Source organism: Haladaptatus sp. QDMS2 (assembly GCF_029338295.1).
Lineage (GTDB): Archaea > Halobacteriota > Halobacteria > Halobacteriales > Halococcaceae > QDMS2.
This window is the reverse complement of sequence record NZ_CP119791.1, coordinates 868,906-890,932: the sequence shown is the minus strand read 5'-3', so window position 1 is coordinate 890,932 and position 22,027 is coordinate 868,906. Positions and strand designations below refer to the sequence as shown.

Below are 22,027 nucleotides of genomic sequence, written 5' to 3'. Positions count from 1 at the left end.
GTGCGCACAAACGTGGCTGGCGCTCGCTGGCGTGGAAAACGAAGAGAAATACAGCTTAGTCGTCTGACTCTGCCGCGGCGACTGGTTCTTCGGCCCGTTTCTCGCGGTCTAAGTCCTCTAAGTAATCGTCCGCGTCGATGGCGGCCTGACAGCCCATCCCGCCTGCGGTGATGGCCTGCTGGTAGTGGAAGTCCACCACGTCGCCCGCGCCGAAGATGCCGGCCACGTCCGTGGCGGTCTGCTGTGCGCCCTTGCCGCCCTTCGTGATCATGTAGCCCGCGTCGTCCAGCTGGACGCCCGTGCCTTCGAGGTAGTCCGTGTTCGGCGTGTGGCCGATTGCGAGGAACACGGCACCCGTCTCGAAGTCGAATTCCTCGGTCTCGGGGTCGTCGAGTTTCTCGGTCGGGTGGCCCTCGGGGTGGCGGACCATCCGGACGTGGCTGACGCCGTCTTCTGGCGTGCCGTGAATCTCGGTGACTTCGGTGTTGCGAAGGATTTCGATTGTACCGTCTTCGACCTGCTCGTTCACGCGGTCGATCCAGTAGTCCTCGGCGCGGAACTCCTCGCGGCGATGGACGAGGTAGACTTTCGAGGCGAACTTCGTGAGGAAAGAGGCTTCCTCCATCGCGGCGTCGCCGCCGCCGATGACGACCATCTCCTGGTCGCGGAAGAACGCGCCGTCACAGGTCGCACACGTCGAGACGCCGTAGCCCATCAGGTCGTCCTCGCCGGGGATGCCGAGCGTTCGGGCGCTCGCACCCGAGGCGGCGATGAAGGCGTCGGCCGTGATGACGTCGCCCGTCGTGAGTTCGATTTTGAACGGGCGCTCGGATGCGTCGACGGATTTGACGACGCGATTTTTCACGGTTGCGCCAAAGCGCTTTGCCTGCGCTTTCATGTTGTTCACGAGTTCGGGCCCGCTGATTCCCTCCGGGAAGCCCGGATAGTTGTCCACTTCGGTGGTCAGCGTGAGCTGGCCACCGGGTTCTGTGCCCTCTAAGACGAGCGGTTCGTTGTTCGAGCGAGCAGCATAAATGGCCGCGGTGAGCCCAGCGATGCCTGACCCGGCGATGACGAGTCGGTGGTGCTCGACCTCGGTTGCGTCCCCTTTCGACATGCGAACAACTTGACCGTGGACAAGTATTTACCTTGCGCTGTCTTGCAGTCGGGGTGCGATTCCGGGTGTTCGTTCAGGCAGAATTCGGCCGACGGTGGGAAGGCCCATATGCCCACCCGAGCAAGCATCGAACATGCCTGCGGACTTAGCGGAGAAGACGAACCGGTACGAGCGGTTACTCGCAGAGGCACTGGACGCCGCAGAGGACGTGAACCCGCCGAACACGCCCCTCGGCGAGTCAGCCGCCGAGTACCGCGAGATGGCCCAGTCGTATCTGGACGATGGCCGTCACTTCAAGGCGAACGACGACCTCGTGAACGCGCTCGCCTCTTTCTCTTACGGTCACGGCTGGATGGACGCCGGCGCTCGCATTGGGCTGTTCAAGGTGCCAGACGAGGGTCACCTGTTCACCGTCTGACTGGCCCGAACTGCGGCTGAAGCGGCCGACGACGCCGGTACGACACCTTCCCCTGTCGATGGGCTTACATGGCCGGGGAGAGAGGGTTGTTTCAATGGAGGCTGCCCTCTGGTACGTGTTAACCGGTACCCGAGGCGGAGCCAACCGGGTTCGACTGTTGAAGGCCCTCCACGACCAACCCCGGAACGCAAACCAGCTCGCGGAGGATCTGGATTTGAACTACAAGACGATTCGCCACCACCTCGAGGTGCTCATGGAAAACAACATCGTGATTACAAGCGGCGACGACTACGGAGCGATTTACTTGCCGAGCGAAAACGCCCGCCACCACTGGGATACCATCGAACAAATCATCGAGCAGGTGGAGTGATTATGGCCGAATTTGGGCTAGTCGTTATTACAACCCGTTGGGAAGGTGAAGGTAGATGAGTATCTGGGTTACGGTCGCACAGGGCGCGACCGCGCTGAACGTGCTCCTCCTCGCGGGTCTCGGCTACGTGTGGGGCCGAAACTACCTGAAGTTCCGCTCGAAACACACCATCGGGTTGTTCATGTTCTCGGTGTTCTTGCTCGCCCAAAACGCGCTCACGCTCTACTACTACCTCATCGACCCGGACCTCTCTGCGTGGTACGCTTCCGCCGTTCCGACCATCGTCTGGCAGTCGATGATGCTGCTCGCTGTCTTGCAGTTCGTCGGCTTGCTGTTTCTCTCCTGGACGGCGTGGGACTGACGCTGGTTCGAGTCTAGCCTTCTGACCGTTCAATAAACCGACCCACGGCATGCACATTAGTTAGAACCAGGTTTCGCCGCGGCGGCCACCACTTTCTGCGTTCCTGTGGGGTGATACCTTGGCATCTGGATAATAACGAACCCTCGCGGTGAATCTTCTGTCGCCATGTCACGGGAAACTGGCGAGCAAACGAGGGATTGGCAACGAACGCGGCGCACCGTCCTGCGCACGCTCGGGGCAGGGACTGCCGTGGCGTCGTTCGGCGGGGTGGCGACGGCACAAACGAAAAGTGACGAAAAACAGGGAACGTGGGGGCTACAGGAGACAGACTGTCCGCCCTGCATCGACGACCTCGCAGGGTACGCCTCGCTGACGACGGAACTCGATGTGCCGACGGCGCTCAGACCCCAGCACACAGTCGAGATGCGAGTGGACGACGCGGACGTGCTGTTTCCCGAGGAAGCAGACGGGGAGCAGACGCCGGCAGACGAGCAGACCGACACGGACGGGCAAGGCGAAGGAACGGAGGGCTTCCCCGACTTCTACTTCGACCCGGTCGGCATCGCCGTCGAGGCAGGGGACGTAATCGAGTTCCAGAATCCCTCGGCGGACCTGCACACGGTGACGGCCATCCATCCGCGCTTCTTCGGGCTCCCCCAGCGCATCCCCGAGAGCGCAGCGCCGTTCTCCTCACCGCCGGTAATGACCGACGAGAACTGGCTCTATCGGTTTACGGAACCCGGCGTCTACGACATTCAGTGTCTGCCCCACTTCGAACTGGGAATGGTGATGCGCGTCGTCGTCACCAAGAAGAGCTGTGAAGCGCCCGAAGCACCGGCTGGAAGCGACCAGCTTCCACCTCCAGTCGCGGCCGTCCTCGACGCAGACCGGCTTCGACCCGAGAACATCGTCGAAAACGGTCCGGTTGCGTGGACCGACCTCGAAGGCGAGATTCCGACCTTCGACCCCGAGGAACTGTTCTCGGAGGACGGCGGTGGAGAACCCGGTGAGGAACCGACGGACGGAGAGGGAACGGAGACCACGACCACCGACGACGGTGCCGAAACGACCACCACAGACGACGGTACCGAGACGACGACGTGAGGGGCGTCGCTACCGAGGTTTAAGCCCCGGCCGCGCCTATCTCAGACAATGTACCGAGATCGAACGGACGCGGGGGAGAAACTGGCTCGCGTCGTGGACGCCCACGACGTTGCAGCCGACATCGTCCTCGCGATTCCGCGGGGAGGGGTTCCAGTCGGACGCATCGTCGCCGACTTGCTCGGCACGCCGCTCGACATCATCGTCGCCAGAAAACTCGGCGCGCCCGGCAACCCAGAACTGGCCATCGGCGCGGTGGCGGCAGACGGGAGCGTCTGGCGAAACGAGATGCTCATCGACTCGCTCGGCGTGACAGAGGGGTATCTAGAGGAGACGATTGCGAAAGAGCGGGAAAACGCCCACGAGAAAGCAGAGCGGTATCGAGGAAAGCGCGAGACGCCGGACCTGAACGACAAGCGCGTCGTCATCGTGGACGACGGAATCGCCACGGGCGCGACGGCGCTTGCGTGCGTTCGACTGGCCAAAGCCGCCGGAGCGAGTCGCGTGATTTTGGCGGTTCCAGTGTCCTCTGAGTCGGGCGCAGAGCGACTCATGAGCGAGGCCGACGAGGTCATCTGCGAGATGACGCCAGCGTACTTCACCGCCGTGGGACAGTTTTATGAAACTTTCGAACAGGTGACCGACGAAGCGGCGATGTCGGCCCTCGACGGTTACTTCGAGTAAATCCGAATCGTCCGGTTGCAGTCGTGTGTTTTTGGCTTGTGCACACAAGCAAAACATTTATAAGCTTTACGGACTAACTATACGTAAGGTCAAGCGCCCGGCTTTTTAGGGTTTTCCACCCCCCGGTAGACGCCCGCATCCCTGGCCCGACGGAGAGACAATCATGAGTGACACAACAATCAGGACATACACTGGCGAACAGCCACAGGAAAAAGAGAAACGGAGGGTAGACGAGACTGAGGTGTGTCCAGAGTGCGCTGGGCCGCTCGTCTCCGATTCAGAGCACGGTGAGACGGTCTGTCGCAACTGCGGCCTCGTGGTCGAGGAAGCAGAAATCGACCGCGGCCCGGAGTGGCGCGCCTTCGACGCCGGCGAGCGAGACTCGAAGTCCCGTGTCGGTGCGCCGACGACGAAGATGATGCACGACAAGGGGCTTTCGACCAACATCGACTGGCGCGACAAGGACGCCTACGGGAAGTCCCTCGGCAGCCGCCAGCGCGCGAAGATGCAGCGCCTTCGCACCTGGAACGAACGATTCCGCACGCGTGACTCGAAAGAGCGCAACCTCAAACAGGCGCTTGGGGAAATCGACCGCATGTCTTCGGCCCTTGGGCTTCCGAGCACGGTTCGCGAGACGGCGTCGGTTATTTACCGCCGCGCGCTCTCCGAGAATCTCCTGCCCGGACGCTCCATCGAGGGCGTCGCGACGGCGGCAGTCTACGCCGCCGCCCGCCAGGCCGGCATGCCCCGGAGCTTAGACGAAATTGCGACGGTCTCGCGGGTGGACAAGATGGAACTCACCCGGACCTACCGCTACATCGTCCGCCAGCTCAACCTCGAAATCAAGCCCGCGGACCCAGAGAGCTACGTGCCCCGGTTCGCCTCCGACTTAGACCTCTCTGACGAGGCAGAGCGCCGGGCACGCGACCTGCTCCGCAACGCGAAGGAACTCGGCATCATCAGCGGCAAGTCGCCGGTCGGCCTCGCCGCCGCCGCCGTCTACGCCGCCGCACTGCTCTCGAACGAGAAGGTCACCCAGAGCGAGGTCTCAGACGTGGCGAACATCAGCGAAGTCACCATCCGAAACCGCTACAAGGAACTCCTCGAAGCGCAGGGCAGCGACGTCCCGATGTGAGCAAGGCAACAACCTTTTTCATTTACCCCTGCGAAAGGTAGGCACACATGGTGGAAGCATACGTCCGTCTACTCTGTCCTGAATGTGGAAAAGACTGGGAATCGACGCCGGGTGAACTTCCGCCCCTCAAAACGACCTTTCATTGTCCGAACTGTCACGCGAGCCGTCGGCTCTCTGAGTTCATGCGCACGGACCACGACCTCGACACGGTGAAACAGTTCGAATAGACGCGGTGACGGTCTGCAAAACCGTACTCTCGATTTTTTTCGCGACGCATCAGCTCAACTCGAAAGCACCTGCGTTTCCTACTTGTGGTCAACACGAGGGACGGTCTGTGGGAGTGGCTCGTTAGGAATTCGTAAAAATCAGTTTGCCGGAGCCTAACTCGTGTGACAACCATAGTCAAAGGTCACGCAATAGACCCGTCAACTGCCCGAAGGGAGCCGGACGAAATTCCGGCGAATACTGTCGATACAGCCCGTCTAAACCGGTAAGTATGCTAACGAGACTCAAGATAGTAATATAACCCTCCGCTCGTTAGATGGTGTTGTTATGAAGAAGCAGGAGCTCATCCACCTGCACGGCCTCCTCTCGGAGGTATGCAACCACTACGAGACAGAGTTTGGAATTACAATTGAACACGAAGCGTACGAGTCTCTCGGTGTACGACCGACTTCAATCCACAAATCGAAAACTGACCACAAAGCAGCAGTGTTCGCACTCGCAGACGGTATCACCGCAGAGATGACCGAGGCGGAATCCGAAAAGATCTCCGCCACGGCCGATTAAGCGCGTCGCCGAAGACGCCGTTCTTCCGGACCTAACTCACCGCCGAGTCACAACGCTCGAAAAAAGCGAGCCATCAGTTGTCCGCGACTTCTTCGATTTCGAGCAGGTCGTCGTCTTCTTCCTCCGTCGCTGGTTCGTCGTCGTCCTCGTCGAGTACCCGCACGTCGAGCACTTCGAGTGGGATGTTGTGGAGTCGTTGGCCGATTTCCTTGCGCGCGATGCGTGAGGCGTGTTCCTCCCGTTCGACGTTGAACACCGTCATCTCGAGTTCGAGCGCGACCAGACTCTCGTCTGCGCTCAGGAAAGCGGGGTCGAGGTCTTCCTTGCAGTGCGGACAGACCCGTTCTCCCATGTTGATTTCTACGTAATTCAAGTCGGGGTTGAGCATCTCACCAGTCTTTGAGATGGCGATGCGTACCGCCTCGTCCGGCGTTCCGACGTCGTACACCGGGACTGCGGCTTCGACGACAACTCTGCAGTCCATAGAGTATTATTCACGCCGCTATCGTAAGAAGGTTAGGCAAAATCGTCATACGTCGCGTTTGTGACCTGTTTGTCATTTTGGAGTCGAAAGCGCAAAACGCCCGCCACTCCTTTGCGGTGATAATGGAGTCGGGCACCCTCGCACTTGGCAACCTGAAGGGAGAATTCGACCTGCAATCGACGGTGGAAAGCGGTCAGTCCTACCTGTGGCGACGCGAAGACGGACGGATGTACGAACAGACGCCCGCTTACGGCGGCGAAGCGTGGTACTACACCGTCCTTCCCGGGACCTACGCTGACGGGGACCCAGCCGTCCTGCGCGTCCGCCAGCGCGGGGACAAGCTAGAGTGGGAATCGCAGTTCGACGCCGCGGAGACGCTCGGCCACCTGCTCCGCCTGGACGACGACCTGCCCGCGATTTTCGACGCCATCCCGACAGACCCACTCGTCGACGCGGCCTACGACGCCTACGAGGGGATGCGCCTCGTGCGCGACCCACCGTTCCAGACGCTCATCTCGTTTATCTGCTCTGCGCAGATGCGCGTCGCCCGCATCCATCAGATGCAACTCGGCCTCGCGCGCACCTTCGGCGAGAAAGTCGAGTTCGACGGCCGGACGTACCACGCGTTCCCAACGCCCGAAGCACTCGCGGGCGCGAGCGAGGCGCAACTTCGCAACCTGAACCTTGGCTACCGCGCACCCTACGTACAACGCTCCGCTGAAATCGTCGCGCAGGGGCTCGCCCATCCCGAAGATGCCGTAGGTCTGGACTACGAGAACGCCCGCGAGGAACTCAAAACGTTCGTCGGTGTGGGGGATAAAGTGGCAGACTGCGTATTGCTGTTCTCACTCGGCTACCTCGAAGCGGTCCCACTCGACACGTGGATTCAATCGGCCATCGCCGACCACTATCCCGACTGCGACCAGGGGAACTACACGAACACGTCGCGGTCCATCCGCGCGCAGTTCGGCGGTGAGTACGCAGGGTACGCCCAGACGTACGTGTTCCACTATCTCCGGACCGGCGGCCCGGCCAACGACGAGTGAGTCCGGACATTTTTGCTCCTCGCGCTTGCACGCATGCACATGCCTGAGCGAACGCGCGCTCACGTGTACGTGACTGGAACCGTACAGGGAGTCTACTACCGTGCAAACACCCGAGACAGAGCGACGGAACTCGGCGTCGACGGCTGGGTGCGAAATCTGGACGACGGCCGCGTCGAAGCCATCTTCGAGGGTGAAAAAGACCGCGTGAAGTCGATGATCGAGTGGTGTTACACCGGCAGTCCGGCCGCCGACGTGACGAGCGTCGAATCCGAGTTCGAGCCACCAGAAGGCCTCGACGGATTCGAAATTAAGCGTTGAGTCGGTATTCGAGCAGCCAGTCGGGTTCCGCCGTGTACTTCCACTCGGCCCACTCCTTGTCGTTGGCGTAGTAGGCGCGATAGGCGTCCACGAGGTCCTCGCGGCAGTACTCCTCGGGCATGCACTGAGGCGGTTCTGTTGGCTCTCGCGCCGGAATGGCGATGCTGTCGCGGTCGATTAACTGAAGCATACGCCAACTCGCATGGACCTCGTCGTGGCCGAATCGCTCCATGAACTCCTCGTTCAGTGCGCCAGCGAATTCGTAGAGCCGGAGCCAGTTCTCTCGCGAGTGCGAGGCCCACTTCACGGTCGGATGGCCCGTGTGAGTCGGCTGGTATAGAAACGCCTCGTCGTGGCCGTGGGCGCGGAGCGTCGTCGAGAGGATTTGTGCGGCTTCGAGCAGCATCTTGTTCACGTGCTGGTCGCAGTGATAGCGGGCGGCTTTTCGGGGGTCTTCGTCCAACCAGAAGACGTTCACACGCGAGAGGAGGGGTCGGAGGAATTTGACTCCACCGCCCCCGCACGTTTAACCGGGATGGGGAACAACTCCCTGCCATGATTTCGAGCGACCGGATGGCCGCCGTCGACGCGAACGCCGCGGCCCTCGGAGTTCCACAGAAGCAGTTGATGGAGTCGAGTGGCAACGCCGTCGCCCGCGTCGTCAGCGACCTCGTAGCACCCGGGGCAGCCGTCGCCATCGTCGCGGGCCGGGGGAACAACGGCGGTGACGCCTTCGTCGCCGCCCGGTTTCTCGACGAGTACGACGTGACGGTCCACCTCCTCGGCCGCGAGGAGACCATCTCGACCGACATCGCCCGCGAGAACTGGGAAGCCCTGCAAGAAGCGGAGTACGACTCCCGCGAAGTTCGCGACTCGACTGACCTCGACCTCGGAAGCCCCGACCTCATCATCGACGGAATGCTCGGCACGGGCGTGACCGGCGCACTCCGCGAACCCGAGAAATCGGCGGCAGAAGCCATCAACGCTGCCGGCGCGACGGTCGTCTCGGTAGACGTTCCAACGGGCATGGACGCAGATACTGGGTCCTCGGAAGGAATCGCCGTCGGCGCAGACCACGTCGTTACCTTCCACGACATGAAACCCGGCCTCGAGAACTTCCCGAACGTAACAGTCGCGGACATCGGCATTCCGGCAGCCGCCGAACTGTTCGTCGGGCCGGGCGACCTCCAGTCGCTCACGCGCCAGTCGGACAGCCACAAGGGCGACCACGGCGAGGTGCTCGTCGTCGGGGGCGGCCCGTACACCGGTGCGCCCGCACTCTCCGCCCAGTCTGCCCTCCGCGCCGGGGCCGACCTCGTGCGCGTCGCCTGTCCCGAATCAATCGCTCGCGAGATTCAGGGCTACAGCGAGAACCTCATCGTACGGCCCTTCGACGGCGACCAGCTCGAACCCGCCCACGTCGAGTCGCTCCTCGAACTCGCCGCAGACCACGACACCGTCGTATTCGGTCCGGGCCTCGGGAGCGCAGATGAGACGCTTGAGGCCGTCGGTGAGTTCCTCGAATCGCTCGACGGAACCGCCGTCATCGACGCAGACGCCCTGCAAGTCGTTCCGAACGTCGAGACAGAGGCCACACTCATCTGCACGCCCCATCAGGGTGAACTCCAGAAGATGGGCGGGGAAACTGACTCGGACTGGCGCACTCGCAAAGACCTCGTCGCCGATTTCGCCGCCGAACTGGAGCAGCCGCTGCTCGTGAAAGGCGCCTACGACGTGATTTCAGACGGCGAGACGATTCGCGTGAATCGAACCGGGAACCCCGGCATGACCGTCGGCGGAACCGGCGATGTCCTCGCGGGTGCGACTGGTGCACTCGCCGCGACGCACGACCCACCACAGGCCGCGGCCATCGCCGCCTACGCGACGGGACGCGCTGGTGATATAGTCGCAGAGGAAAGAGGCTATGGCATGATGGCAACTGACCTGCTCTCGAACCTCCCGATTGCGCTCTGGGGTGAGCGCGATGAGTGACGACCTGACCCACACGACCGAAACGGGTGAGGTCCAGATGGTGAACGTCGGGGAGAAACCCGACATCGCCCGCCGCGCCGTCGCGCGCGGTGAGATTCATCTCAAAGCTTCGACTATCGACGCGATTCGCGAAAGCGAAATCGGTAAAGGCGACGTGCTCGCAACCGCCCGCGTCGGCGCGATTCAGGCGGTCAAGCACACATGGGAGACCATCCCGATGTGTCACCAGATTCCGATTACGAACGTGGACACGGAGTTCGACGTGGGAGACGAGAAAATTACGCTGACCGTGGCCGTCGAAACCACCGGCAAAACAGGCTGTGAGATGGAAGCGCTCGAAGGCGTCACCACCGGCCTTAACGTCGTCTGGGACATGGTGAAAGCCGTCGAGAAGGACGAAGACGGCCAGTATCCAGCGACGCAGATTTCGAACGTTCGCGTGCTGGACAAAGAAAAGAAGTCACTGGACTGACCGGAAAGCACTTGCTGGATGGTTGAGGAGTCTGGCGCAATGCAGCCGTCGTCACGCCGGTCGTTTCTCGCTACTGTTGCAGGCGCGAGTGCAGCACTCGCTGGCTGTTCAGCAAATCCACTACCTGAACCCGTATCAGAAGTCTGGAGTGCAGAGATAAGCGGGGGTTCACCGGTCGGCAAACTCGCGTTCACGTCGGACACGGTGGTGACGGGGAGCGAGTACGACGGCCAGGTGCATCTCATCGACCGGGAAACGGGCGACGTCACTGCATCGTACGACTTCGACGATTCGACGCGGCATGGCTCAGCCGTGTGGTTTGGTCCATACGTCGTCGACGACGTCGTCCTCGTCGCCGCGGAACTACGAATCCTGGCGATGGATTTCGACGGGACCGAAGTCTGGGAACGGACGTTCGACGAGACGGAACTCATCGAATTTCACCTGTTCGAGGATATGGCGCTCATCGGGACGAAAGATGGAGCCCTCGAAGCAGTGGCGGCGACGACTGGCGAGCAGGTGTGGGAAAGCGATGCCGTGAGCCATACCGAAATTCGAGATTACGCAACCGACGGAACACGCGCGTTCTTCGCCGCCGTGACCGAGGTCATCGTAATCGACCCGGCAGACGGGAGCAAACTATGGACAAGCGAGGTGGGCCTCGATTCGTTCGTCGGCGCATCCTCGGATGCCGTCGTCGCGGTTGGCGAAGGGTCAGCCACGGCGTTCGACCCGGCGACTGGTGAGCAGGTGTGGGACCGAGAGACGGACTACAATCCCAGTCGGTCGCCGCTCGTCGATTCGCAGGTGTATCTCTGGGGGCAGATTCCCGCGTTTCGCTGGAGTAAAGACCCGGACGGTGCGGGCCCGATGACCGCACTCGACGTAGAAACTGGCGCAGTGCAGTGGCGAAGTGAGGAGCACACCATTCACTTCGTGGACGTCACCGAGGGTAACGTGTATGCCCTTTCGGCGGACGATGCACTCGTCAAGTTCGCCGCCGACGGAACCGAGCAGTGGAGTGCTAACCTCGACAACAGGCCCATCAAACTCACTGTCGTCTCCCAGTCAGAAATGTACGTCTTCGACGACCGGATGGGAACGCTCCGCAGGCTCGAATATTCAGGCTGATTCTGCAACTGGCAGGTCGCCAGCCTTCGAGCGGGACTTTTCGACGATGGCTGGCCGCGCCTCGAAGTCTACGATGACTTGGTCGCCGTAATCCACGTCGTTGACGCGGGCGTTGTCGTGAATCCACGAGACGAGACTCATGGTTTCGTCCGTCATCGGGAGGACGAGGCGCTCGTGTTCGAACGGTGGCAGGGCGCGTTCGATACGGTCGCGCAGGAGGTCCATGTTCAGGTCCTCCTTCGCGCTGATGACGACGGGGTCAGGTGCGAGCGCGGAGAGCGCCTCGATTTTCTCCTGAATCTCCGCCTGTTCGACCGCGTCTGCCTTGTTCAAGACGGTGACGATGGGTGCTTCGTTGCGCTCGTAGAGCGTGTCGTGGCAGGTGACGAGTTTTTCGCGAATGTCCTCGATTGGCTCTGAAACGTCCACGACGAGGAGCACGAGGTCTGCGTGGTACACCGCATCCAGCGTGGATTTGAACGATTCGACCAGCCAGTGGGGGAGGTTGATGATGAACCCAACCGTGTCCGTGACGAGGACGTTTCGCTCCATGTCTGCCCGCCGGGTCGTGGTTCCGAGCGTCGTAAAGAGGCGGTCTTCAGACTCGGCGGTCGCCTCGATGTCGGGGTGTAAGTCGTCGTTTTCGTCGACCTCGATGTCGCGGGCGAGTTGGCGCAGAAGCGTCGATTTACCCGCGTTCGTGTACCCGGCGAGGGCGACGAGGTCGAATCCCGTCTCCCGGCGGTGCTCGCGGCGCTGCTCTTCGCGCTGTTCGATGCGCGAGAGTTCGTCGCGGACGCGGGAAATCTGCGATTTGATGTCACGTTCGCGGTTCTGGTCGTACTCACCGAGTCCCATGAACCCCGGACGCTCGTCGCGCTTTGCGAGGCTGGCTTTTGCTTCCGCTCGCGGCAGTTCGTACCGAAGATTCGCGAGTTCGACCTGCAACTGTGCTTTGCGCGTGCGAGCCCGCTGGCCGAAGATTTCGAGGACGAGTTTGAAGCGGTCTACGACCTCGACACCGTCTGGGAGGCGCTTTCCGAGGTTGAACACCTGATACGGTCCAAGCCGATTGTCGAAAATGACGATGCCGGCTCCCGTCTGGACGACGAGGTCGGCGAGTTCGTCCGCTTTCCCTGAACCGATGTGGAGGGCGGCGTCCTGCTCGCGCGTTTGCGTGAGCGTGCCAGCGACAGTGTAGCCGGCCGCTTGCGCGAGGTCACAGATCTCTCCAACATCGGCACTCCCCCGGTCGACGCGTTTGACGATAACGGCCTTCATAGCAGGTCCCCGTCAGCAGCGTCACGGAGCGACGATACACCCGTCTCGATGCGGTACGACACCACATCGTGGTCCAACTTATCGACGGCGGACCACCTCCGCTGTTCTCCTGACGTTCATGCCCGCCTGTATGCGCCCTCGCATCTTCAATGTCACGGCGTACCACCCGCGGTGACCGACGTGGAACCGGCCCATTCAGGACAAAAGTCTTAACAGTTACGTGCGGAGTGTGGGGTATGGTGGATATCAACCTCCAACAACTCGGCATCGAAGCCGGGGGTGGTGCCCTCATCGGGGCGATAATCGGCTTTGCGGCCAAGAAGGTGGCAAAGCTCATCGCCGTCATCATCGGCCTCGAACTTGCCCTGTTCAAATTCTTAGAATCGCGCCAGATTCTCACCGTCGACTGGGAGCGACTCACCGCCGGTTTCGTCAAGGTCGGCGAGGAAGCCACGTCTGCGACCCCGCCGTCGTGGCTCACGTCGATTCTCGAAACGCTCTCGGTTGGAGCCGCCTTCACCGCCGGCTTCCTCCTTGGCTTCCGCAAAGGATAGGCCCAATCCCCGCTTTTTCGAACTCAGTTCTCGACAGCCTCGCGTTCGACACGAATCGACCCGGAGAGTTCCTGGCCCGACGGCGGGGCGAGGGTCAGTCCCGCCTCTTCGAACCGACGTTTCAACTCGCGTCTGAAGTCAGAGCGAATCGTCGCGACGTTGCTCCGTGCGGGGTCGTCCACCCAGAACTCAGCCTGGAGGGTGATGGCGTTCGCTCCGAGGTCGGTGATGCGCGAGTTCGGAGCCGGGTCCGAGAGTGCCTGTGGCTGATTCGCCGCCACCTGCTGTAGCGCCAAGAGTGCCTGTTCTGTGTCCTCGTTGTACGGGACGAACGCCCGCTCGGTGACGCGAAACGTCGCCCGACCGAACGGACGCGTGAGCGAGTTGGTCGTGAGTTCGGTGTTCGGGACGGTTATCGTCTCGTTGTTCGCGGTCCGAATCCGCGTCACCCGAAAGTCGACCGCCTCTATGGTGCCTGCCCCGCCCGACCACGAAATCCAGTCGCCGACGTTGAAATCGGGGTCCGCGACGAGGAACATGCCACTGATGAGCGACCCGAACACCTCCTGACCGGAGATACCGAGCAAGAAGGTGAGCGCAGCGATGATGACCGCAGACCCGGTGAGAACGTCCCCGTGTCCGGCAGCGATGATGCCCGTGAAGATGGCGAGGAGCGCGAAGGCGACCTTGAGGTACGTCTCGACTGCCGTCTCGATAGTCGGGTTGTTGTGATTGCGCGCCCTGACGACCCGAAGGATGAGCGGTGAGAGGAGAATTCTGCCGACGAAATAGACGATTGTCGCTCCGACGAGGAACGCGACGATTTCGGCGAGAACCTCCTGGTAATCTGCGAGTGCTGTGGGCAGTCCGAAGGGAGCCCCGAATTGACCGAACATGTCACAGACTCAGCAGTCAGGCTGTAAAAAGGCGATTGCCGAGGCGACCCTGTCTGTCGTTTTCAGGCTCCTTTCGGCTCCGTGTTTCAGGTCGCTCTCGCTACCGCGTTTTTATGTCGTCTTCGTCCTTTATTATCTGGGTCTCTGCTTCCCCGCTCGACAGTTCGTTTACCAGGCTGTAGAAGTCGTTTTGCAACCCTGCAGGGAAGGTCAGGACGCCGACCCACGAGCCGTCGTTTTGCCACTCCTCGCGGTCTAAGTCGCCGAACTTCCGGATGCGAGCCTGTGCGCTGCCTGCGTACTGGGCCGGAATCTTCGCCGCGATGGTGACCGTGTCGAAGCGAATCGGGATGACTGGGCGCAGCGCCTCTAGGGCGTCTTCGACCTGGTTTTCGACGCGCTCCATCGGGTCGACCTTGAATCCCGCCTGCTCCAAGGCCTTCTCGATGCGGTCTGGCGGGTGGGGGGCGTCGTCCATCTGCGGGTTGATGGCGTTGCGGGCGATGGTCGCGATGAGCTGTTTGCGCTTCTGTTCTTGCATCTCCCGGCGCTGCTCTGCGGTAATCTGTATCTCACCGCGTTTGATGACCTCGGGGATGATTTCCATCGGGTCTGTCGTCCCGAAGGCCTTCTCGAGGTCCTCTTCTGCCGGTCGGTCGCCTCGGGAGGCGTCCTCGAACACGTCGTCTGCGGCGATGACGTCTTCCAGGTCACCCTTGAATTCGTCGCGTTTGATAGCGAGGGCGGCGTCTGGGTCTACGAGAACTTCGAATCGAGCACCGTGCGATTCGAGCCGAGCGGTGACGGCCTCGTCAAGTGAAATCATGGTGCAATATAGTACAGCACGGGTAAAGGGTGTTGTCCTCATTCGGGGTGAAAATTGGCCGAGAGCAGTGGCTCCGGGAAGCGAGCCAGAAAAGAACGAGACGGGGTTATTCCTCGTCGGTGGAGGTGTCGAGGAGGTCGAGTTCGGTCAGGTAGGATTCGACCGACTCGTCGTCGAGTTCGGCGAAGTCCTCGTCGAGGGAGATGGTGGCGACACCGATACCCTCTGGACGGAGTTTGCCGTCGTTGACCTGTGCGAGTGCGCGAAGCGCGAGACCGACGCCGGCGTCTAAGTCCATGTCATCTGCGTAGTTCGCTTCGAGGAAGTCCTGAATCTCGCCGCGGTCTGCGCCGACGGCGAGGGCTTTCCACTCGTACGGCGTGCCGGAGGGGTCCGTCTCGTAGAGACGTGGGCGGCCGTTCTCGATGCCGCCGATGATGAGCGCGACGCCGAACGGGCGTGCGCCACCGACCTGCGTGTACTGCTGGATGTGGTCGGTGACTTCCTTCGTCAGCGTCTCGACGCCGATTGGCTCGCCGTAGCGCAGTTGGTTAATCTGCGCCTGGCGGCGGGCGAAGTCGATGAGCTGGCGAGCGTCTGCGACGTGCCCGGCGCTCGCGATGCCGATGTGGTCGTCGGCCTTGTGAATCTTTTCGACGCTAGTGCGCTCCATGAGCGGCGAGCGAATGCGCTTGTCGACTGCGAGCACGATGCCGTCCGTCGTCCGGACACCGATGCTCGCCGTCCCTCGCTTGACCGCCTCACGGGCGTACTCGACCTGGTAGAGGCGTCCGTCCGGGGAGAAAATCGTAATTCCGCGGTCGTATGCCTGCTGTTGGGCTTGTCCCTGCATGTAGTATCACTCGAGATCGAGTTCTGTCGCCCCAACAAACGCGCCATCTAACCGCACGTCGACCCGGGAACCCCGTTCGACGGCGGTTGCGTCTGCGCCTGCGAAGACGACTTTTCTCTGTGTCGGTTTTACCCTTCGGCGACCTATATACTTTTCTTCACAAGCACGCACCGTCCCACTGATTCCGGCGACGCGTACGCCCACCGATTCGCCATCGATTTCGTGGAGGCACGCAAGCGCCGCTCGGGCACGGTCCTCCTCCCCGCGGCGTGTCCTGACGATGGCGTGGCCGATTCCGTCGTCGAACGCAAAGCGAATCACCTTCATGTCCAGGTCCGCCCCGCCGGGGTCGCCGTGGAGGTTCTGGGCGGCGTACCAGACGTGACGCTGGAACGTCCCCCGGTCGAGACGCGCATCCGGCCACGTTTCGAGGTGGACGGCGAGGTAGCGCCACCGGGGGCGGATGTGCTTTGGCAAGTGCTTCATTCTGAGACCTCCTCGTAGCGCCCGCGGCGGACGCCGGGTTCGATGAAGTCCGCACGCTGGACCTCGCGATTGTGCGCCACAATCTCCCCCCACTCCGTGAGACCGCGTTCGACCTGGTCGCGCGAGAAGCCAATCGCCTCCCCGAGTGCGACGAGTTCGCGGGGAGCGCGGAGTTCGAGGTGGGTGTGCGGGTCACCGCTCACGACGAACGGGGCGTCGTAGTACTCGACGAGTTCGCGCAGTTTTCTGAGATTCTGGAGCGCCTGCACGCGGGGGCCGCCGTGGCGGCGAAGCACGTCGCCAAAGTTGAATTCGAGACGGACGTTGTTTCGGGCGGCCGCTTTCGCGAGGACGTGGTTCACGTCGCCGCGCCCGGCCATCGGGTGGGCGAGGACGTCCACGCGCTCTTGCTCGCACGCGAAGCGGTTCACCTTCGTCGACCCACCGTGGACGACGAGCAGCGTCTTCTTCGGGCGGTAGTTCCCGACGTGACCGCTCGCCTGTGCGGGGTTGTCGGCGCGAATTTCGATTGCCTCGACGACGTCGATGCCGGTCGCTTCGCTCAGGGCAGGTGCGTCGAACGTGACGTCTGCGTCGCCGTGATTACGAACGACGATGCCGTCGTAGCCGTACGTCGCTGCCGTGGTGGCGAATCTGGCGACCGTGCTGTCGCCGTCGGGGTGTGCGTGAACTGCTTCGTACATGTAAGCCTCTGGCGCTGTCACTCACGGGTTTCGTGCCACGGCGAATAAAAGGAGCGACCCGGCGGCCGCGTCAGTGAGACGAAAAGCCGTCGATAACCCCGCCGCAGTCCGGACAGGAAACCAACTCGGATCCGGTCGTCTTTCGCCCGCCACCCGTTCGCGTCGATGTTCGGCTCCCGGTTCCGCTCAACTCAGAATTACAGTACGGACAGGCTTGCATTCGATGATGCCTCTTTCCAATCGACACGGGCCATCCCCATAAGCATTGTTACTAGGTAACATGGGCCACGTTTCTGCCCCGGTTAGATTGCTTCGCGGATGATTTCGACTGCTTTCTCCTTTTTCGCCGGGTAGGCTTCGACCTTTCCACGAAGCGAGATGCCCTCGCCAAGTTTGGTGACGCCCTTGAACGCCGCCTGCTTGTCGAGATGGATGAAAAACGAGCAGTTGTCGTCTACGCGTTGGTCGATTTCAACGCGAACCTGGTCTAAGTTTTCGAGCGTGGCAAGCCGGTCTAAGACGACGCGAACGTCGTCTGCGTTCTCGACGCGAGCCGAGAGGATGACGATTCGGTCGCCGTGGTGGCCCTTCGTCTCCATTCGTTCGAGTTCGAACTCCGCGGGGAGAAACGATTGGAGGGCATCTGTCACGCGCTTTTCGTCCTCCGTCGCGTAGCAAAACGTCCGGAGGTCGATGTAGTGAAACGGAACCTTCGACATGGCCGAGCGTTGGCCCCGCGTCGGTAAAAAGCGTCGTACTCGTCGCCAGAAGGTCTTACTCTTCGAGTGCTTCGAGGGAATCCTCTGCGATTCCCTGTTCCTGCCCCTCGTCGAACATCACGGTGTACGTCGCGCCACCGAACATGTTCTCTACGACCTGGCTGATGGTGCCGGACTGGCCGTCGAATTCGCTGTGCTTGTCGTGCAGGATGACTTGGTCACCTTCGTCGAAACTCATAGCCGGTTTAGAACTGAGCGGCGTAAAAATGTCGTGGTTCCAGTCAGTTTTCGACCCACGGCGCGATGCGGTCCGTCCAGTTGCGGTGACTCACCAGCGCCACCGAATCCTGTCAGGAGCCACTAACTCCACAATCCACGGTAGTTATCTGTATTCTTACTATTTGCTGTAACTAATTCATAATAAATCGCCAACGGCGGGTGAATCGGACAGCGTCGACCAAGGTTATAAACATCGGCGGACCCAACTCCCAGGTTGTAATGAGGAATTCATAGTGAGTGAACACTGGGAAAGCGTACAGTTTGTCGTGAGTTCGACACATCGAACGGAAGTGTTATATCACCTCTTTGAAAAAGGCCCGGCGCTTCCATCAGAGATTTCTGACTCCACAGACAGACCGCTTCCCCACATCTCGCGCAGCATTGCCGAACTGCGGGAAAATAACCTCGTAACCCTGTTGGTCCCGGAGGAAACCCAGAAGGGGCGACTCTACGGCCTCACTGGGGACGGAAAAGAGATAATCTGGGAGGTGTACCGCAAGAACCAGGACATCTCGTTCGAGTTCGTCGATGCAGCCGGGTTCCCCTACCACGACCTCCTCGAGTATCTGCTCACGAACGTCGACGACGAGTTGCGCGGGGTCGTCGCCTACACCCAGGACGGCGTCTCCGTCTACTCACACACGCCTGCAGTGCTGGAGGAATACACGAACGGGCAACCGACAGAGACCATCACGGAAGTGGCAAACGAAGTTCTCACCGACGAACGCGAACCAGCCACAGAAACCGTCGGTGACCTCAATTACACCGTCCAGGGATACGACGAACTGACGCTGTTACGGCTTCCTGTCGCGGACAAACAACAGGTGCTCGTAACCTTCGCCGACTCCTATCAACTGCGTCTGCCAGAAGTCGCGACGCAGTGTCGCAGTTACCTCCCGTAGGCTCTCGAAGCTTTATACCGGTGGCCACTCGAATACAGAGCAATGACTGACACGATTCGTCTCTGCTGTGCGGTGTCTCTCGCGGTTACTGCTGGTCGGCTGGGTCGCGGGAAGCCATGAGTCGCGTCGACGACCTCTGGTTTCTCTCGTCGAACGCAAACCAGCGAGCGGCACAGGCCTATCACCGCCTGACCGACGCGTACGACGGGTACATCGAGCACGCTCGCACCCGGACTGTGTCCCGCGACCGATTTCGAACGCTCGCGACGCGCATCGCCCGGTGTGGCGCCCCGTACGGCGCACACACCATCGTGTACCAACCCTGTGGGAAGCTCCTGCTCTGTCGCCACGAGGGCGTCGACCTGTGGGTGCTCCCGGGCGGCGAAATCGACCCCGGCGAATCGTTTCTCGAAGCCGCACGACGCGAACTCGCAGAAGAAGCGGGCGTCGAAGCGACCTACGACGGGATTGCACTCGTCACGAAAATCACGGTGCGCTGTGGAGGCTACGAGACGTGGGGCGTCCTCCCGGTGTTCGCAGCGCGGGCGGAGACGACGAACCCCGAGGTGTGTGACCCAGACGACGAAATCTCGGATGTGAAGTGGTTCGACGCGATTCCAACCGATACCCGCGACCGGGAGGAGTTAGTCTCCTGGCGCGAGCGTTCACTGTCCGTGTGAGACGCCCTCTCTGTCCTCTGCTTTCATCCGCCTGAGTGCCGCCGTCGCGTTCGAGGCGTCGTACCCGAAGTAGACGTTGTTGGCGTAGGCGTCGGCCACGTCCGTCGCGTGAATCAGGTTGTCGATGTCCACGTCCACCGCGTAGAGTTCGACGCTGAAGGGCGTCGCGAGGAGGTCGAGAAAGCCCGTCACGATGATTTCGAGCCAGTAGGTCGTCGAGTAGGCCATGTCGTAGAGCGGGACAACGAACTCGTCTACATGTTCTGCGAGCGCTTCCACGTCGAGCCCCGCCCGGCGATAGAGGTGGCCCGGATACGGGTCGGGATAGAGCGTGAGGTACACCTTGCCCGGAATTCGCTCGGTGGCCTCCGCGACGAACTCCGTTATCACGGATGCACGCCACTCGTTTCTGTCCTCGTAGTCGCTTTCTGCGAACAGGCGGTTGCACCGCTCGCAGTGGCAGTAGCCCTCTCGCGGGAAGCCCACGTCGTCCAGGCGGACGTCCTCGTTTTCCTCGACGCAGTCGTCGATGATTTCGAGAAGACCAGCCCGATACTTCTCGTTTGTCGGGCAGATGTACGCCCAGTCGAAGTACGGCTGGTCCCGGGTGGCGAGGTCGCCCTCCTCGTTAATCGGAACGAGGTCCGGGTTGCCGTTCGCGGCGGCGTTGTCGCCGAAACAGGACACCATGTTGATGGCGTTTGCCAGCGGCGCGGCGGCCCGCCCGGTCACGTCTTTGACCTCGTAGAATGCGCGGTCGAACTCGGGGATGTCGACCTCCGATGCGTTTCGTGTGACGACGCCGAACATACCGAGAGGTAGTCGGGTACAGGGGTAAGTGATTCGAAAACGGCGGGTGGTTACTTCTTCAGGACGACCTTGAAGAGCAGTGCGACGGCGAGCAGGGCGAACAGGAACTTGACTTTTCGAGCCATACCTAATGTTCGCAAACGCAGAATAAAATAGTTCGGGCGTCGGACGAATCCGCCTGAACCGGGCGCGTGCTCGCCGCGGACGAGGTTACTCGCTCGCGATGTGGGACGCGATATTGTCCCGCACGATGGTTTCGCAGTAATTACAGCGAACTGCGTCGTCGAGGACGGTAAACCGGGTCTTGACGGGTTCGCGCTCGTTGGTGATACACGATGGGTTCGGGCATTCGAGGACGCCCTCGACGGACCCCGGTCGCTCGACGCGGTGTTTGCGTTCGACCTCGTAGTCGCGGATGATGTTGATGCTCGCCATCGGTGCGATGAGCGAGATGACGTCCACTTCTTCCTGACTGAGTTCCCGACTCTCGACCTTCACGATGTCCTTGCGGCCGAGGCGGTCTGACGGAACGTTCATCCCGACGCTCACGGCCTCGCCCGTCGAGCCGTCGATGCCGAGGATGGCGAGCACGTTGAGCGCCTGTCCACCGGGGATGTGGTCGATGACGGTGCCGCTTTTGATTTTGCTGACGCGAAGTTCGTGTTCACTCATGGTCTAACATCATGTCGAGCAGCGCCATGCGAACGGGGATGCCGTTGTGGGCCTGCTCGAAGTAGTTCGCAAAGTCGGTCTCGTCTACGTCCGGGGCGATTTCGTCCACGCGAGGCAGCGGGTGCATGACGATGCAGTCGTCCTTGGCCGCTTCGAGGAGTTCCGCGTCGATTTGGTACTGCCCGGCGACCGCCCGGTACTCGCTCTCGTCGGGGAACCGCTCGCGCTGAATGCGCGTCACGTAGAGCACGTCGAGGCTCGGTAAAATCTCTGCGAGGTCGGTGTGTTCCTTGACGTTCGCGCCCGCCTCGTGGAGGTCGTAGCGCACCCGGCGAGGGAGTTTCAGGCTCTCGGGGCTGATGAAGTGCTGGCTCGCGTCCACCTGCGTGAGCGCGTGGGCAAGCGAGTGGACCGTCCGCCCGTACTTCAGGTCGCCCATGATGCCCACGGTCAGGTCGTCGAACCCGACGTTCTTGCGGATGGTGTAGAGGTCGAGGAGCGTCTGGGTCGGGTGCTGGCCGGCCCCATCGCCCGCGTTGATGAGCGGAACGTCTACGAACTCCGCGGCCATCGTCGCCGCCCCCTGGCTTGGGTGGCGGAGCACGATTGCGTCGGCGTAGCCCTCGATGACGCGCACCGTGTCCGCGAGGGTTTCACCCTTCTTTACGCTCGACGCTTCGACCGAACCCATGTCGATGACGTCGCCGCCGAGGCGCTTCATCGCCGTCTCGAAGCTGAGGCGGGTCCGGGTACTGGGTTCGTAGAAAAGCAGTGCGAGGAGTTTGTCGGTGTGTCGGTCGGCGAACGCTGCGGGGTCGTCGTCGATTGCAGCCGCGTGGTCGAGAACGGCCTCAATGTCCGCCCGCGACAGCTGTTTCGCGCTGACGAGCTGGTCCTTCCACATCATCATAGAGGCTGACGCCAGCACTCTTGAAACTCCCGACACC

Annotated in this window: 30 protein-coding genes; 16 read left to right on the top strand and 14 right to left on the bottom strand. The window is 61.5% G+C overall.

From position 1 onward, the window contains the following. Window positions 1-55: 55 nt before the first annotated feature. Entirely contained in the window at window positions 56-1,117 is a 1,062-nt protein-coding gene (locus P1M51_RS04975) for an NAD(P)/FAD-dependent oxidoreductase (protein ID WP_276247083.1), read from the bottom strand. A gap of 133 nt (window positions 1,118-1,250) precedes the next feature. Here P1M51_RS04975 and P1M51_RS04970 point away from each other — a divergent pair, with 133 nt between their 5' ends. From P1M51_RS04970 to P1M51_RS04935, 8 genes are all read left to right on the top strand, one after another. After that, complete coding sequence (locus tag P1M51_RS04970) at window positions 1,251-1,535, top strand: DUF357 domain-containing protein (RefSeq protein ID WP_276247082.1); 285 nt, start codon at window positions 1,251-1,253, stop codon at window positions 1,533-1,535. A gap of 94 nt (window positions 1,536-1,629) precedes the next feature. Next, window positions 1,630-1,905 carry a winged helix-turn-helix domain-containing protein gene (locus tag P1M51_RS04965; protein ID WP_276247081.1) on the top strand — a complete coding sequence of 92 codons (276 nt, stop codon included), beginning with the start codon at window positions 1,630-1,632 and terminating at the stop codon, window positions 1,903-1,905. 55 nt (window positions 1,906-1,960) lie between these two features. Further along, on the top strand, window positions 1,961-2,266 hold the full coding sequence (locus P1M51_RS04960) for a hypothetical protein (protein ID WP_276247080.1): 306 nt from the start codon (window positions 1,961-1,963) through the stop codon (window positions 2,264-2,266). Window positions 2,267-2,431: 165 nt separating this feature from the next. Continuing rightward, the gene (locus tag P1M51_RS04955) at window positions 2,432-3,370 is read left to right on the top strand and encodes a plastocyanin/azurin family copper-binding protein (RefSeq protein ID WP_276247079.1); all 939 of its coding nucleotides are present in this window, start codon (window positions 2,432-2,434) and stop codon (window positions 3,368-3,370) included. A 48-nt stretch (window positions 3,371-3,418) separates the two neighbouring features. Further along, window positions 3,419-4,051 (top strand): phosphoribosyltransferase, encoded by a 633-nt coding sequence (locus P1M51_RS04950; protein ID WP_276247078.1) that lies wholly within the window; start codon window positions 3,419-3,421, stop codon window positions 4,049-4,051. 163 nt (window positions 4,052-4,214) lie between these two features. Beyond that, window positions 4,215-5,186, top strand: coding sequence for a transcription initiation factor IIB family protein (locus tag P1M51_RS04945; protein WP_276247077.1), 972 nt, complete (start codon window positions 4,215-4,217; stop codon window positions 5,184-5,186). Window positions 5,187-5,233: 47 nt separating this feature from the next. Further along, window positions 5,234-5,413 carry a hypothetical protein gene (locus tag P1M51_RS04940; protein ID WP_276247076.1) on the top strand — a complete coding sequence of 60 codons (180 nt, stop codon included), beginning with the start codon at window positions 5,234-5,236 and terminating at the stop codon, window positions 5,411-5,413. 325 nt (window positions 5,414-5,738) lie between these two features. Then, window positions 5,739-5,975 carry a UPF0058 family protein gene (locus P1M51_RS04935; RefSeq protein ID WP_276247075.1) on the top strand — a complete coding sequence of 79 codons (237 nt, stop codon included), beginning with the start codon at window positions 5,739-5,741 and terminating at the stop codon, window positions 5,973-5,975. Between the two features lie 73 nt (window positions 5,976-6,048). Here the strand turns inward: P1M51_RS04935 and P1M51_RS04930 are convergent, their stop codons facing one another. Beyond that, entirely contained in the window at window positions 6,049-6,459 is a 411-nt protein-coding gene (locus P1M51_RS04930; protein WP_276274852.1) for a DUF555 domain-containing protein, read from the bottom strand. 122 nt (window positions 6,460-6,581) lie between these two features. On the opposite strand from P1M51_RS04930, the gene P1M51_RS04925 reads away from it, so the two are divergent. Further along, the gene (locus tag P1M51_RS04925) at window positions 6,582-7,505 is read left to right on the top strand and encodes a DNA-3-methyladenine glycosylase (protein ID WP_276247073.1); all 924 of its coding nucleotides are present in this window, start codon (window positions 6,582-6,584) and stop codon (window positions 7,503-7,505) included. Window positions 7,506-7,544: 39 nt separating this feature from the next. Next, entirely contained in the window at window positions 7,545-7,823 is a 279-nt protein-coding gene (locus P1M51_RS04920) for an acylphosphatase (RefSeq protein WP_276247072.1), read from the top strand. Here the strand turns inward: P1M51_RS04920 and P1M51_RS04915 are convergent. Beyond that, window positions 7,813-8,301: a hypothetical protein gene (locus P1M51_RS04915; protein WP_276247071.1), complete on the bottom strand. Its 489-nt coding sequence runs from the start codon at window positions 8,299-8,301 to the stop codon at window positions 7,813-7,815. The genes P1M51_RS04920 and P1M51_RS04915 overlap by 11 nt on opposite strands. A gap of 77 nt (window positions 8,302-8,378) precedes the next feature. On the opposite strand from P1M51_RS04915, the gene P1M51_RS04910 reads away from it, so the two are divergent. The 3 genes from P1M51_RS04910 to P1M51_RS04900 are packed head-to-tail and all read left to right on the top strand — an operon-like array spanning window position 8,379 to window position 11,418. Continuing rightward, a complete protein-coding gene (locus P1M51_RS04910) occupies window positions 8,379-9,815 on the top strand; it encodes an NAD(P)H-hydrate dehydratase (RefSeq protein ID WP_276274851.1) in 1,437 nt (478 codons plus the stop codon). Further along, window positions 9,808-10,287: a cyclic pyranopterin monophosphate synthase MoaC gene (gene moaC, locus P1M51_RS04905; RefSeq protein ID WP_276247069.1), complete on the top strand. Its 480-nt coding sequence runs from the start codon at window positions 9,808-9,810 to the stop codon at window positions 10,285-10,287. Before P1M51_RS04910 ends, moaC begins: the two co-directional genes overlap by 8 nt. A gap of 39 nt (window positions 10,288-10,326) precedes the next feature. Further along, complete coding sequence (locus P1M51_RS04900) at window positions 10,327-11,418, top strand: PQQ-binding-like beta-propeller repeat protein (RefSeq protein WP_276247068.1); 1,092 nt, start codon at window positions 10,327-10,329, stop codon at window positions 11,416-11,418. Here the strand turns inward: P1M51_RS04900 and hflX are convergent. Beyond that, window positions 11,410-12,699 carry a GTPase HflX gene (gene hflX, locus P1M51_RS04895; protein ID WP_276247067.1) on the bottom strand — a complete coding sequence of 430 codons (1,290 nt, stop codon included), beginning with the start codon at window positions 12,697-12,699 and terminating at the stop codon, window positions 11,410-11,412. The genes P1M51_RS04900 and hflX overlap by 9 nt on opposite strands. A 236-nt stretch (window positions 12,700-12,935) precedes the next feature. Here hflX and P1M51_RS04890 point away from each other — a divergent pair, with 236 nt between their 5' ends. Then, a complete protein-coding gene (locus tag P1M51_RS04890) occupies window positions 12,936-13,253 on the top strand; it encodes an FUN14 domain-containing protein (RefSeq protein WP_276247066.1) in 318 nt (105 codons plus the stop codon). A gap of 23 nt (window positions 13,254-13,276) precedes the next feature. On the opposite strand, the gene P1M51_RS04885 is transcribed toward P1M51_RS04890, so the two are convergent. The 7 genes from P1M51_RS04885 to P1M51_RS04855 form a co-directional block, all read right to left on the bottom strand. Continuing rightward, window positions 13,277-14,149: a mechanosensitive ion channel family protein gene (locus P1M51_RS04885; protein WP_276247065.1), complete on the bottom strand. Its 873-nt coding sequence runs from the start codon at window positions 14,147-14,149 to the stop codon at window positions 13,277-13,279. A gap of 100 nt (window positions 14,150-14,249) precedes the next feature. Then, on the bottom strand, window positions 14,250-14,975 hold the full coding sequence (locus P1M51_RS04880) for a ribosome assembly factor SBDS (protein WP_276247064.1): 726 nt from the start codon (window positions 14,973-14,975) through the stop codon (window positions 14,250-14,252). Between the two features lie 106 nt (window positions 14,976-15,081). Continuing rightward, window positions 15,082-15,828 (bottom strand): archaeal proteasome endopeptidase complex subunit alpha, encoded by a 747-nt coding sequence (gene psmA, locus P1M51_RS04875; protein WP_276247063.1) that lies wholly within the window; start codon window positions 15,826-15,828, stop codon window positions 15,082-15,084. Between the two features lie 6 nt (window positions 15,829-15,834). Next, window positions 15,835-16,314, bottom strand: coding sequence for an Rpp14/Pop5 family protein (locus tag P1M51_RS04870; RefSeq protein ID WP_276247062.1), 480 nt, complete (start codon window positions 16,312-16,314; stop codon window positions 15,835-15,837). Then, window positions 16,311-17,018 (bottom strand): RNase P subunit p30 family protein, encoded by a 708-nt coding sequence (locus P1M51_RS04865; protein ID WP_276248470.1) that lies wholly within the window; start codon window positions 17,016-17,018, stop codon window positions 16,311-16,313. The genes P1M51_RS04870 and P1M51_RS04865 overlap by 4 nt, the downstream gene beginning before the upstream one ends. Window positions 17,019-17,320: 302 nt before the next feature. Further along, window positions 17,321-17,737, bottom strand: coding sequence for an RNA-binding protein (locus P1M51_RS04860; RefSeq protein ID WP_276247061.1), 417 nt, complete (start codon window positions 17,735-17,737; stop codon window positions 17,321-17,323). 55 nt (window positions 17,738-17,792) lie between these two features. Further along, the gene (locus tag P1M51_RS04855) at window positions 17,793-17,975 is read right to left on the bottom strand and encodes a DUF1918 domain-containing protein (RefSeq protein WP_276247060.1); all 183 of its coding nucleotides are present in this window, start codon (window positions 17,973-17,975) and stop codon (window positions 17,793-17,795) included. Between the two features lie 331 nt (window positions 17,976-18,306). Between P1M51_RS04855 and P1M51_RS04850 the strand changes: the two genes are divergently transcribed. After that, window positions 18,307-18,918 (top strand): hypothetical protein, encoded by a 612-nt coding sequence (locus P1M51_RS04850; protein ID WP_276274850.1) that lies wholly within the window; start codon window positions 18,307-18,309, stop codon window positions 18,916-18,918. Between the two features lie 116 nt (window positions 18,919-19,034). Further along, a complete protein-coding gene (locus P1M51_RS04845) occupies window positions 19,035-19,598 on the top strand; it encodes an NUDIX hydrolase (protein WP_276247058.1) in 564 nt (187 codons plus the stop codon). Here the strand turns inward: P1M51_RS04845 and P1M51_RS04840 are convergent. From P1M51_RS04840 to pyrB, 3 genes are all read right to left on the bottom strand, one after another. Beyond that, window positions 19,584-20,408 carry a hypothetical protein gene (locus P1M51_RS04840; protein WP_276247057.1) on the bottom strand — a complete coding sequence of 275 codons (825 nt, stop codon included), beginning with the start codon at window positions 20,406-20,408 and terminating at the stop codon, window positions 19,584-19,586. The two genes, P1M51_RS04845 and P1M51_RS04840, sit on opposite strands and share 15 nt — an antisense overlap. Window positions 20,409-20,618: 210 nt before the next feature. Continuing rightward, complete coding sequence (pyrI, locus tag P1M51_RS04835) at window positions 20,619-21,080, bottom strand: aspartate carbamoyltransferase regulatory subunit (protein ID WP_276247056.1); 462 nt, start codon at window positions 21,078-21,080, stop codon at window positions 20,619-20,621. Continuing rightward, complete coding sequence (gene pyrB, locus P1M51_RS04830; protein ID WP_276248469.1) at window positions 21,073-21,984, bottom strand: aspartate carbamoyltransferase; 912 nt, start codon at window positions 21,982-21,984, stop codon at window positions 21,073-21,075. The genes pyrI and pyrB overlap by 8 nt, the downstream gene beginning before the upstream one ends. Window positions 21,985-22,027 lie beyond the last annotated feature (43 nt).